General features: G+C 39.9%; 6 protein-coding genes and 1 pseudogene. 6 read left to right on the top strand and 1 reads right to left on the bottom strand.

The genetic code is table 11. The annotated features are described in order from the left end of the window. Positions 1-120: 120 nt before the first annotated feature. The 6 genes and pseudogenes from ahpF to AC1M9E_RS09440 all read left to right on the top strand — a co-directional run bounded on the left by ahpF (position 121) and on the right by AC1M9E_RS09440 (position 13,751). On the top strand, positions 121-1,686 hold the full coding sequence (gene ahpF, locus AC1M9E_RS09465) for an alkyl hydroperoxide reductase subunit F (RefSeq protein WP_481590248.1): 1,566 nt from the start codon (positions 121-123) through the stop codon (positions 1,684-1,686). A 258-nt stretch (positions 1,687-1,944) separates the two neighbouring features. After that, positions 1,945-5,523 (top strand): type VI secretion system Vgr family protein, encoded by a 3,579-nt coding sequence (locus AC1M9E_RS09460; RefSeq protein ID WP_488224723.1) that lies wholly within the window; start codon positions 1,945-1,947, stop codon positions 5,521-5,523. 17 nt (positions 5,524-5,540) lie between these two features. Further along, complete coding sequence (locus AC1M9E_RS09455; RefSeq protein ID WP_488224722.1) at positions 5,541-10,331, top strand: RHS repeat-associated core domain-containing protein; 4,791 nt, start codon at positions 5,541-5,543, stop codon at positions 10,329-10,331. 21 nt (positions 10,332-10,352) lie between these two features. Then, complete coding sequence (locus AC1M9E_RS09450) at positions 10,353-11,066, top strand: tetratricopeptide repeat protein (protein ID WP_092768994.1); 714 nt, start codon at positions 10,353-10,355, stop codon at positions 11,064-11,066. A 122-nt stretch (positions 11,067-11,188) separates the two neighbouring features. Next, positions 11,189-13,372 (top strand): annotated as a pseudogene (locus AC1M9E_RS09445) (RHS repeat-associated core domain-containing protein); the annotation flags it as partial. 118 nt (positions 13,373-13,490) lie between these two features. Continuing rightward, positions 13,491-13,751, top strand: a complete 261-nt coding sequence (locus AC1M9E_RS09440) for a hypothetical protein (RefSeq protein ID WP_481607691.1) — start codon at positions 13,491-13,493, stop codon at positions 13,749-13,751. A 37-nt stretch (positions 13,752-13,788) separates the two neighbouring features. Here AC1M9E_RS09440 and AC1M9E_RS09435 read toward each other — a convergent pair whose 3' ends face one another. Continuing rightward, entirely contained in the window at positions 13,789-13,899 is a 111-nt protein-coding gene (locus AC1M9E_RS09435; RefSeq protein WP_481595909.1) for a hypothetical protein, read from the bottom strand. Between the last annotated feature and the right edge of the window lie 21 nt (positions 13,900-13,920).

Below are 13,920 nucleotides of genomic sequence, written 5' to 3'. Positions count from 1 at the left end.
GAATGATTTTTTAATTCAATTTTTCGATAGTCTTTATGCAAACTAACTGTTTTACCTATTTTTGTATTTCTTCTAATATAGCTTTATCAAATAAATATTACTCCTTTGGAGACGTTAGCAATGTTAGATCAAAATACTTCAGCTCAATTAAAAACGCTTTTAGAACGCCTTGAGGGTCCAATCGAATTGGTTGCGACTTTAAATGATTCAGACAAATCTGCAAAAATCAAAGAACTTGTGGAAGAAGTGGCTGCACTGTCTCCATTCGTCACAGCTCGTTTTGATGGTCAAAATAAACGTGCGCCGAGCTTTGGTATTGCAAAAGCAGGTGAAGAACCGCGTGTCTTCTTCGCAGGTTTACCAATGGGTCATGAGTTCACTTCTTTGATTTTGGCATTGCTACAAACTTCTGGTTATGCACCAAAAGTATCTGATGAAGTATTAGCATCCATCAAAGCTTTAGAAATCAAATCTGACTTTGACGTATTCGTATCTTTAAGCTGTCATAACTGTCCAGATGTGGTTCAAGCACTTAATTTGATCGCAATCTACAACCCTGGCACAACTGCAACCATGATTGATGGTGCATTCTTCCAAGACGAAGTAGAAGAACGCAAAATCATGGCTGTCCCAATGGTGTTCCAAGACAACGAACATATTGGTCAAGGTCGTATGACATTGGAAGAAATTGTTGCGAAGCTCGATACTAACTCTGCAGCGAAAGATGCTGAAAAACTCAATGCCAAAGATGCATTTGACGTGCTTGTGATCGGTGGTGGTCCTGCAGGTAACACATCTGCAATCTATGCGGCTCGTAAAGGTATCCGTACAGGAATCGTTGCTGAGCGCATGGGTGGTCAGGTCATGGACACCATGGACATTGAAAACTTTACATCAGTGCAAAAGACGCAAGGTCCTAAGTTTGCGGCTGAAATGGAAGCACATGTTCGTGAATACGGTGTCGACATCATGAACTTACAACGTGTGTCTGACATCAAAGGTGCGGATGAAACTGCCAACGGTTTAGTTGAAGTGACTTTAGAGAATGGTGCAAAACTTGAATCGAAAACGGTCATCCTGTCTACAGGTGCACGTTGGAGAGAAATGAATGTACCAGGTGAGCAAGAATACAAAACCCGTGGTGTTGCGTACTGCCCACACTGTGATGGCCCATTGTTCAAAGGTAAACGTGTGGCTGTGATCGGTGGTGGTAACTCTGGTGTTGAAGCGGCAATTGACTTGGCTGGTATTGTTGAGCATGTCACTTTAGTTGAGTTTGATACCAAACTACGTGCTGACCAAGTTCTGCAAGATAAATTGAACAGCTTACCTAACACGACTGTCATCAAAAATGCGTTGTCTACAGAAGTTGTGGGTGATGGCAAACAAGTCACTGCACTGAAATACAAAGACCGTGCGACGGATGAAGAACACACTGTCGAATTGGCGGGGATCTTCGTACAAATCGGTTTGTTACCCAACACGGATTTCTTAAAAGAAACTCAAGTTGAATTAACCAACCGTGGTGAGATTGTGATTAACGATCGCAACGAAACCAATGTAAAAGGTGTATTTGCTGCGGGTGACTGTACAACAGTACCTTATAAACAAATCATCATTGCCACTGGTGAAGGCGCGAAAGCATCACTGTCAGCGTTTGATTACATCATTCGTTCTGGACAGTAGTTCAATCATATTCTTTAAATAAGAAGTTCTTAGTTTTGTAGTTTACAGAGGTTGAAGATGCTAACACTTCAGCCTCTTTTTTTGTAATCATTAACTTGATCTATATTATTTACTAAATCAAATCTGTATTTTATTTGTAATTTTATTTCACAATAAATGGGTGTTTTGTGTAACAGGACCTGTTTATCGTGTCTGTTTTTTGTTTAAATATTAAGAAATTCTTTAGCCTTACTAAATTATAAAAGACAGATAATAACCATGCTTGCCAACATCTTTTCGGCATTGGAACAGCTCGGCCTAACCGCCCAAAACAGAGCCCTCCACATCCAATTCAGTCATTCACAACTGAATAGCCAAGTCTTCCTACAACGCATTGATGGCAGCCATGTCCTTAACGAAGGCGTGCAAGCAGAACTCATCTGTCTCTCGACCAATGCCTTAATTCCACTCAAACAATTCATCGGCACACAAGTGGCCGTCGATCAAGTCACTGATCAAGGAACCCTGTTTAGAACCACTGGTATCATCACCGAAGCCTCACAAGGACAAAGCGATGGGGCACTGACCCTCTACAAACTCACGCTCAACGATGCAACAAACTTGTGGCACAAACGCCGCAACAGCCGCGTATTTATGAATAAATCCGTGGTCGAAGTGGTGGAAATCCTCTTTGAAGAATGGCAAAACAAAAGCCCACTCTTTGCCTCGAGCCTCAGCCTAGACCACAGTGGACTACAACAACAATACGACATCCGACCCTTCATCATGCAAAGCAACGAAAGCGACTACGACTTTCTGACTCGCTTACTACGCAGTGAAGGCATTAACTGGCTCATTGATGAAGCCCAACTGATTGTACCGAGCAACAACAGCCCGATCGAAGCACAAAAGCTCCGCCTGATTGACGACAACAGCCAATACCAAGCCCTTAACCGACGCAACATTCGCTACCACCGCAGTGATGCGACAGAACAATTTGATAGCATCACCAGCTTTATCGGACAACGTAGCCTAGAACCCACCGCAGTCCACCTACAACGCTGGCAAGCCACAGCCCTCGAACAAGAAGAAGGTGCAGGCTCAGTCCAAAGCAAACACCAACACAGTGACCACCAAGACAATGCCAGCCTAGGCCTCGAACAAGCATGGCACATCAGCCCTGCATGGATCCAAGACCTCAAAGGCGAAGACCAAGCCACCGCATCAGGCAACAGCCAAGTCGAAAAACTCAACCAACACCTCAGCGACTACTACGCCGGACAAAGCAAACAATTCATCGCCAAAGCCAGCGTCAGAGACAGCCAAGTCGGCTACTGGTTCAAACTCGATGGACACCCAGAAATTGCACAACACAGCGGAGCTGACCAAGAATTCCTCATTGTTGGCAAACGCTACTACAACCAAAACAACCTACCCAAAGACTTAGACCAACAAGTCCAACAACTGCTACAACGCAGCCAATGGACGCCAAAACACAAGACAAACACCAACCAAGCAACCCACAAGGATCAAGAACGCCAAGCCAGCGAACTCATCCTACAACGACGCAACATCAAAACCGTACCCGAATACAACCCCTTACAACATCGACCCAGCACCCATCCGCAACGCGCCAAAGTGGTGGGACCTGCAGGAGAAGAAATCCATGTCGATGAATGGGGACGCATCAAAGTACGCTTCCTGTTTACCCGAGCAGAAGACCACCAATTTGATGGCGGTGCAGGCAGTAACAACAACGATACCGATTCAGCTTGGGTCGATGTACTGACCCCATGGGCAGGCGAAGGCTATGGCGCACGCTTCCTTCCTCGAATCAATGAAATCGTGGTTATCGACTTCTTTGACGGCAACATCGACCGTCCCTTTGTGGTGGGCCGCCTACATGAAGCCCAACGCAGCCCAACCCGATTTGACAGTCAAGGCCAACTGCCGGACACAAAAAAACTCGCAGGGATTAAAAGTAAAGAAGTCCAAGGCGAAGGTTATGGACAACTCCGCTTTGATGACACCACAGGACAAATCTCCACCCAACTGCAAAACACCCACGGGGCGAGCCAACTTAACCTAGGGAATCTCAGTCATCCCAAAGCAACCGCAGAAAGTGAAGGACGAGGCGAAGGCTTCGAACTCAGAACTGACCAATGGGGTGCAGTACGAGCGGGCGAAGGCATACTCATCTCCACCTACAAACAAGAACAAGCCAAAGCAAACCATTTAGATGCAAGCGAAGCCAAACAACAACTCGAAAGTAGCTTAAACAACGCCAAAGCCTTAAGTGAAGTGGCAAAAAATCAACAAACTGATCCACTCAGCTTACTCGAAAACCTACAGGGCTATCTCAAGAACTTAGAGAGCGAAGACCAAAGCAAAGCCGCAGCTTTCAAACAAGCGATCATGCTCTTGGCTTCACCAAGTTCAATTGCCGTAGAAAGTAACGAAGACATCCACCTCAGTGCAGATGGGCAGATCAACCAGATTGCACAAGGAAGCATTAACAACACCAGCACGCAAGACAGCATCATCGGACATGCCAGCAAAAAGATCAGTTTATTTGCAGCGCAAGAAGGGGCACGACTGTATGCAGGCAAAGGCAAGATCGAGATTCAAGCTCAAGGGGATGGTGCTGATCTGATTGCTAGAAAGGGTGTGCAGATTATTTCCACGGAAGATCGAATTGAAATTAAAGCGGCAAAAAAAATAGTGTTGATCGGTGGCGGCTCACAGATTGAAATTAGCAGTTCGGGAGTTTTACCGACCACAGCTGGTAAGTTTGAAGTCAAAGCGGGGCAGCATTTATTTAAGCCGGGAGCGAGTGTAAGTACTTCAGCTCAATTGCCAACAATGCAACCGTTAAAAGGCGCATTGAATCTTTTAAGAAGTTATGGTGGAAGTGAATTCTTTAAAGGAGCTGGATATAAAGTTATTGACTCTCTTGGGAAGACAATAACAGGGAAATTAGATGCGAATGGTTTTGCTCAAGTAACAGGAATTGCTCCTGGTGGTGCACAAGTGATTTTTGATAAAGATGAGCGAAGTCCTTGGGCATTATCAAGTCATTTTTCGCGAAGTTATGATTGGGCAGATGCAGTAATTCCTGGTGCATCTAATTTTGTGAACTCGAGCTTAAATCAGCTGGGTCAGAATTTAATGGCTCAAGTTAAAAATAATTTGACTCAACTTGATAGTATGAATTTAAAGGATATAGGCAAGAATGCTTTAAAAGGTCTAGCAGACCAAACTGTTGGGCAACTCAAAAATCAAGTGGCAAGTTCTACTTTAGGTGGAATTTCAGAAAAATTAAATTTAGGTTTAAGTCCTGATCAATTGAAGACTATAAGCCAAATGGCAGTAAATCCTTCTCAATCACTAGATATGATTCGTACGCAAGGCGTTGATTTTATAACTCAGCAGGCCACATCGAAGTTGATTCCGAATTTTATGAATTCAACTGGGTTTATGCCAAATACAAATTTTGATACAGCATTGGATCAGGAAAATATTACGAATCAATCTGAAAAGGTCATTGTAACTGATGACTACATTGCACAGAAATATTATCAATCTGGCGGATTAACGTATACCGAAACAACAAGAATCAGTACGAAATCGAATCCAGCTCCATTGTTAACAAATCAAAAGACTGTTGAGATTAATAAGCCTATACAAGTGAATAAAGTAGATGTGAGTACAAACAATTCAACATCAGCAGATGATCAGTTTATTTCACAAAAATATTATCAATCTGGCGGCATTAAATATACGGAAACAACTCGATTAAAAACGAGTAATGATCGTCCTGATTTAGAACAATATAACGCGAAAAACTTAAAAGATTAAAAATATATAGGTTAGTCATGGCAACTGAAAACGAACAAGTTTCTAATAATGCACAATCGAGTGTTGAACTTGCTGTATTTAATTTAGACAGTGTGAGTAGTGTAGCTGACTTACAAGTTATTGCTAATCAAATTGAAAATTTCCTTGTGGTCTGTGGCCAAACATCATTACTTAAAGTCAAAGCAAATGCCCATATAACTACTGTAGCTAATATATATGCTTTAAGTGGAAGTGTGCTTGATTTATTGTTGTATGCAATGTCTCCTCAAACAGAAGTGCTTTCAATACAACGAAATGCTTTGCTTGGTGCGAATTTAATTGGATTGTTTGCAGAGCCTAAACATGAAGCACATGCAAGGATGGGTTTACGTCCCATTTTAGGATTAATGGCTGAATGTCTATATCCTGAAAATGGTAAAATTAAGTCAACTGACATTCGACGTATGGAATTACATCTTAATGCAAGAATGGCAGGGAATTTAGAGACCTATCTAAAAGAGACACAAGCTAAATTAGCGGACTTATTAACGAATGCAAATGCCTTGGCTGTTCAGATTCTAAAATCTCTTCAATCATCTTCATCATCGTCTGTTGTAACGGAAATAACATCGAGCGCATCAGCTGAAAAAAGAGATCCAAATTTACAATTTCAAAATTGGGCAATACCATTAATAGATTTACTCAGTGTTGAGCCTCGAGCAGATTTAACACCTAAAATTGAATCAACTCCGAGTCATTTTGAAAATTTACTTGTAGAGGCGATTACTTCGATTAGTAACGATTTGCAGAATCAGACAAACCCAAGCTTGCAATACAGTCTTGGTTGGCTCATTCAACAAACACTTAAGGCTATTCAAGATAATCAAAATAAGGGAAATGCCAGTGTTCCGATTAATCAAACTGGTGAGTTTGAGCGTCAAACTGAGGGCGATATCCTTGAATTTGTCAGTTTGCAAGCAGATGCATTAATGGATCCTCCATGTTTGAATCCAGCTGAACCAACAACAAGTGCTGAAACCAATACTGCTCATAGTATTAGCTATTCTATAGGTGCTGAACGAGTTTCCCATGTAGACTTCAGCCTACCTAAGCTGGGATTAGTATTCAATCGACTTTATAACTCCCAAATGGCGGAATTCGATAACGGTGCTTTGGGTGCTCGTTGGTTAATGCCTTTTTCTAATTTGATTGTTCCAAATGAAAAGGGTTATTTGTTTATTGATGCGAAAGGCAGAAAACAACAATTGCCATCGATCATTATGCGTGAATCCTATGAAGTTCCATTCCAAGGTATTACAACACATCTAAATGAACAGGGTGAATTAGTCCTAAATTTTGGAACAGAATGGGATTATCAATTTAGTACATTCGATCAAGGTCAAAGTTATCAGCTTACGCAAGAGAGAAATTCATCAACTCAAGAACAAGTCGATCTTCGTTATATCTTGCTAAATGGCAAAGCTTATTTACAAACCGTCCATTTTAATTTTAAGAAGACTCAGCAAATTTTGAAATTTGCTTACAATGATCAAGCAAAAATTATTGCTATTTTTGTGGATGATCAAGAACAACCACTTGCTCGTTATGGGTACGATCATAACGGAAATTTAGTAGAAGCATATGATGAGAATGGTCACGCTCGTCAGTATTCATACAATGCGTATCATCAATTAACACGTTATACCGATCGATCAGGTCGTGGTCAAAATATTCGTTATGATTCGAATGAACCAAATGCAAAAGCCATTGAAGAATGGGCGGATGATGGAAGCTTTAAAACAACTTTAAAATGGCATCCTCGTCTGCGCCAAGTCGCTGTATATGATGCTTACAACGTGCCGACCTATTACTACTTTGATTTAGATGGTTTTACTTATCGTATTCGATTAGCAGATGGTCGTGAAAAATGGTATTCACGTGATCAACATAAACGTATCACTCGAGAGATTGATTACAGTGGTCGTGAAACTCAACAGCAATACAATGAAGAAGGTCTGCTGATTAAAATCATTCAACCAAATGGCGGAGTGATTCGATTTGCTTATGATGAACATAAAAATCTAACTGAAATAAAAGATCCTGAAGGTCATATTTGGAAACGCGAATACAATGCAGATGGCTTGATGACCAAAGAAATCAATCCATTGGGTCACACAACACAATATAAATACAATGCCGAAGGTCAATTGATTGAAATTACTGATGCCAAAGGTGGCTCTAAAAAAATCCAGTATAATGACCTTGGGCAAATGACGTCATATACCGATTGTTCGGGTAAAGAAAGTGCTTGGCAATATGATGAAGAAGGACAACTTAAACAACAACAAGCCGCAGACCAAACAGGTGTGCAATACATCTATAGTGATCAAGGTATAGACAAAGGACAACTTAAATCCATCATCTATCCAGATGGACAAAAAGAACACTTTGAACATGACCAAGAAGGAAGCCTTCTCAAACACATTGATACCAAAGGACAGGTGACTCAATACCACTACAATGCAGTGGGTCTATTAGAAAAACGCCTTGATGCCAACAAACACCAAATTGCCTATCAGTGGGATAAACAAGGGCGTATACAGAAACTTATCAACCAAAATCATGCAGAATATGTATTCGAATACAACAGTTATGGTTATCTCACACGAGAACAAGCCTTTGATGGTGAAGAAAAACACTATAGTTACGATGAGCTTGGTCGACTTAGCCACATTCAACAACCGAATATCATCACACAATTTGGCTACTATGAAGACGGACAAATTGCGTCAAAAACCTACATCCACCGCGAAAGCAAACAACACCAAACAGAAGAGTTTACTTACAATCTGAATAGCCAGTTAATTCAAGCAAAGAACCAACAGAGCCAAAACGACTTCTACCATAATGCGATAGGACAATTGGTTAGAGAACACCAACACTACCAAGTGCCAAATCTGAAATCAATGACTGCAGTACTACGCTATGAATACGATGAACTCGGCAATCTCATCAAAACTGTTCGTCCGGATGGTCAGGAAATTAGCCACTTAACTTATGGATCAGGACATATCTACGGTATTGCCCTAAATAAAAAAGACATGGTTGGTTTTAAACGTGATGACCTACACCGAGAAACAGAACGTTACCTTGCCAATGGTTTAAGCCAAAGCAACCAATACAACGACGTTGGATTACTGATTGCACAGCGCATATATGTAGAACAAGAAACAGCCAATAGAACACAACATCAGGCACAACGCCAATACACTTATGATGCCAACTATTTGTTGACTCAAGTTCAAGATAGTCAAAAAGGTAAACTTAGTTATCAATACGATGCGATTGGTCGCTTAATACAAGCGCAAAGCTCAAAGCAAACTGAACGTTACCATTTTGACCCAGCGGGCAACTTAATAGATCCAGTTGCAACGCAAAGTGCAGAAATCAAAAACAACTTGGTGAAACACTATCAAGGCAAACACTACAAATACGATGCCCAAGGTAATGTGATTGAAACCCAGCAGGCAGACCAACAGTTGAAACTGAAGTGGGACAACTTAAATCGCTTAATCGAAAGCGACCACAACGGGCAAATCACTGAATATGGCTACGATGTCTTCGGGCGACGCCTGTATAAAGCCAACAAATCAAATAACAGCCTGACCTTATTTGGCTGGGATGGTGATTTAATGATTTGGGAATCAAAAACCAGTTCAAAATTAACAGATAAAAATAACACAGAACAAAATAGTCAAAGTTATACCAAACACTATATCTATGAGCCGAATAGCTTTGTACCGCTATTCCAAGCAGGGTATCAACACTTTATACAACTGATAGAAACACCGAATTACGAAAGATTTAAAACAGAACCGTATTCCATCCATAAAGATCCAGTGTGGAGAACAGACTCAAGGAAGAGTCCAACAGAGTTAGAACAGATTGCGTTCTACCACTGTGACCAAGTTGGTACACCTCAAGCTTTAAGTAATGAGCAAGGTGAATGTATCTGGGAGTTAACACTGAATACATGGGGACAAACACAACAGATCAAAACAAAGAACCAAGAGAATCCATTAGAAAAAAGTGATATCCGTTTCCAAGGGCAATATTACGATGAGGAAACAGGATTACATTACAACCGTTACAGATATTACGAACCATTTTGTGCGCGCTATGTAAGCAAAGATCCGATCAGTCTATTAGGTGGTTTAAATAACTTCGCTTATGTAAGTGATCCGAATCAGTGGATCGATCCACTGGGGTTGCAACTCCAAAAAAGCGATCATGGTTTTAATCATTCAATAGGAGCAAATGATGCACTAAGAACTTATGAAAGAAATCAAAAAAATAGAAAAAATTCCAATAATGGAGTTTCTCCAAATTACGTAACCGCATTGATTGAGAAAGCTGCATCTGGTAAAGCAATGTGTGCTAGTGTTGCAGCTGGTGTAGGGGGGGGTGGATGTGCCAGCTATAAGGGTGATGGAGTCATAGAAAGTAATTTGGAAAGAAGTGTTGGATTGTATGGGGGAGCTGCAATAATGAAGGACAAGAAATATGTTTGGGGAGAAAGGCAAGATGGTAAATATTATGAAGGGTGTGGTGCCACTGGCAAAAAGCAGTATTGTAGTGGAATAAATGATGATCAAACTACATATGGTTATACACAAAAAGCCATTGCTGGTAAAGTAGCTGGAGTCAAGTTGTCAGAAGGCAAGCAAACGACAACAGATCTAAAATTACCACCTATACCTAGACCAGCTGAAGTTCCAAGTAAAATGGGTTATCATACTTTGGATTTAGTAAATCATGGTTTATTCTAACTCTAATGTAGAAGGTTAAGTATGAAAAAAATAAGTTGTGTTATAATTTTTTTAAGCCTTTTATTTATAACGGCATGTCATAATTCTTCTAAAATAACACAAGATAATCAGAAATATGAAGTGCTTATTAAAAAAGCAGAAGGTGGTGATACTGTTGCCCAGTATAATTTAGGAGTTTTATATTTAAACGGAGATAATAATTTCAAGAGGAATATTAATGATGCTATATTTTGGTTAAATAAAGCTGCTGAAAATGGTGATTCTGATGCTCAATATAATTTAGGAGTAATTTATAGTAATAATGAATATGGACAATTACAAGATTTGGAAAAATCAAAAAATTGGTATGTTGTATCAGCTCAGTTAAATAATTCTAAAGCATTGAATAATCTTGCAAACTATTATAGGGATGGTATTCAAGTTCCTAAAGATTTAGAAGTGGCTGTAGAAATGTATAGATTATCAGCTAATCAGGGATATTCTGTAGCACAAGTTAATCTAGGAAGTATGTACTTAAATGGATATGGAATTGAAAAAAATATTCATAAGGCATTTGATTTGTTTAAATTAGCAGCTGAACAAGATGATCCTGATGGTCAATATTTAATAGGCAGCATGTATGCTGAGGGACTAGGTGTAAAAAAAGATATCGAATTAGCTAAATTCTGGATAAAGAAATCAGCAGATCAAGGTAATTTAGCTGCAAGACAGCGATTGAATAAGTTGGAGAATTAGGTTCTTTTTAGTCTATTCAGTAATATAGCTTTCAAAAAATAACTTTTATTTATAAAATTAGTAAATGAAAGTTTAGGTATATGATGTTTTAGAATTTTTTTTGAATCAATATATTCCACTAAAACCATGCAGAATACGTATTCGAATACAATATTTAGGGTTATCTCACACGAGAACAAGCCTTTGATGGTGAAGAAAAACACTATAGTTACGATGAGCTTGGTCGACTTAGCCACATTCAACAACCGAATATCATCACACAATTTGGCTACTATGAAGACGGACAAATTGCGTCAAAAACCTACATCCACCGCGAAAGCAAACAACACCAAACAGAAGAGTTTACTTACAATCTGAATAGCCAGTTAATTCAAGCAAAGAACCAACAGAGCCAAAACGACTTCTACCATAATGCGATAGGACAATTGGTTAGAGAACACCAACACTACCAAGTGCCAAATCTGAAATCAATGACTGCAGTACTACGCTATGAATACGATGAACTCGGCAATCTCATCAAAACTGTTCGTCCGGATGGTCAGGAAATTAGCCACTTAACTTATGGATCAGGACATATCTACGGTATTGCCCTAAATAAAAAAGACATGGTTGGTTTTAAACGTGATGACCTACACCGAGAAACAGAACGTTACCTTGCCAATGGTTTAAGCCAAAGCAACCAATACAACGACGTTGGATTACTGATTGCACAGCGCATATATGTAGAACAAGAAACAGCCAATAGAACACAACATCAGGCACAACGCCAATACACTTATGATGCCAACTATTTGTTGACTCAAGTTCAAGATAGTCAAAAAGGTAAACTTAGTTATCAATACGATGCGATTGGTCGCTTAATACAAGCGCAAAGCTCAAAGCAAACTGAACGTTACCATTTTGACCCAGCGGGCAACTTAATAGATCCAGTTGCAACGCAAAGTGCAGAAATCAAAAACAACTTGGTGAAACACTATCAAGGCAAACACTACAAATACGATGCCCAAGGTAATGTGATTGAAACCCAGCAGGCAGACCAACAGTTGAAACTGAAGTGGGACAACTTAAATCGCTTAATCGAAAGCGACCACAACGGGCAAATCACTGAATATGGCTACGATGTCTTCGGGCGACGCCTGTATAAAGCCAACAAATCAAATAACAGCCTGACCTTATTTGGCTGGGATGGTGATTTAATGATTTGGGAATCAAAAACCAGTTCAAAATTAACAGATAAAAATAACACAGAACAAAATAGTCAAAGTTATACCAAACACTATATCTATGAGCCGAATAGCTTTGTACCGCTATTCCAAGCAGGGTATCAACACTTTATACAACTGATAGAAACACCGAATTACGAAAGATTTAAAACAGAACCGTATTCTATCCATAAAGATCCAGTGTGGAGAACAGACTCAAGGAAGAGTCCAACAGAGTTAGAACAGATTGCGTTCTACCACTGTGACCAAGTTGGTACACCTTAAGCTTTAAGTAATGAGCAAGGTGAATGTATCTGGGAGTTAACACTGAATACATGGGGACAAACACAACAGATCAAAGTGAAGCACCAAGAGAACCCATTAGAACAAAGTGATATCCGTTTCCAAGGGCAATATTACGATGAGGAAACAGGATTACATTACAACCGTTACAGATACTATGAACCGTATAGTGCACGTTATATCAGTAAAGACCCGATAGGGTTATTTGGTGGTATGAACACGTCGGCTTATGTAAGTGATCCGAATCAGTGGGTTGATCCAATGGGCTTGCAGCCAGAAGAAGGAAAAAAATCGGGATTAGGTATTGGCTTTCTATTCCCAAATACAATGTCTGGGTTTGCTAGAAAACCCGAGGATGCTCGTACTTTAAGATCATTAGGTGTAATACGTAATAATAACTTGGCGGCAGCATCTGTAGCAGGCTATGGACCTTATGTTGTGGCAGGAACTGCGGCAGCTGGATCTGCTGCTGCACCAGTTGTAGGTAGAGTGGCTGCACCAATTGCCCAGAAAGTAGCACCGCTTATTGGTACTGGAGCACAATTAGAAGGTGCAGGTTTAACTGCGGCTACAGTAGCTAAAGCAGCAGGTACTTCAGCGTTAGTAGGTGGCGGTATGGATGCTGGTATCCAAGCATATACTTGTAGATGCGTTAAAGATATTAATCTTGTACGTACTGGAGGAGTCGCTGCCGTTAGTGCTGTAACGAGTGGATGGGGAGCTACAACATCAGCAGCAGCTGGTTTTGGGCAAGTTGGTTGGAAAAGTGTGGCATACCCCAAATATAGGGAAGTTTGTTAAGAATAATGCTTCAGGCATGGTTATTTTTGCGAATGAGCAAGTCATGGGGCAAGCTGGTTCAAGAGCAGTTAAAGCTGCAACTGAAAAAGAAAAATCAACTAATAAATAAGGTGAAGTAATGTTAACAATTTTAGTGGAAATAATCATGGGAGTATTTATAGCGAATTTCAAAGCTACAGAACATCCGATTATTAATATTATTATACGAGGTATTATTATTGCTGTAGTTATGTTTTTATTGATGGTCTTCTCAGATCTATCAAATGGTAAAGACAGTTCTATTGGGCTAGCACTAGCTATAAGTATTGGAGTAGGGTTAATAATTAGCTTAGGAGTTTTTTTAATTGAGATAATAGCAAATTATATTGATAAGAAATAGTGATGGAATATATTTTAAATTAGGGTTCTTTCATAAATCATTTTTTACTCAGTTCTAAATTATAAATCCCTGCGATTAAACTGAATCTTAATCCCAATCTTTTGCCACGGTTGCGATATCGCTCAGCAAGGATTTTGAAGGTCTTCAAAGTCCCAAATACATGCTCAAT

It is taken from the genome of Acinetobacter sp. 24-47-47, from assembly GCF_057737035.1.
Note: the sequence above shows the minus strand (reverse complement) of the source record. Positions and strands in the feature narration are given on the sequence as shown.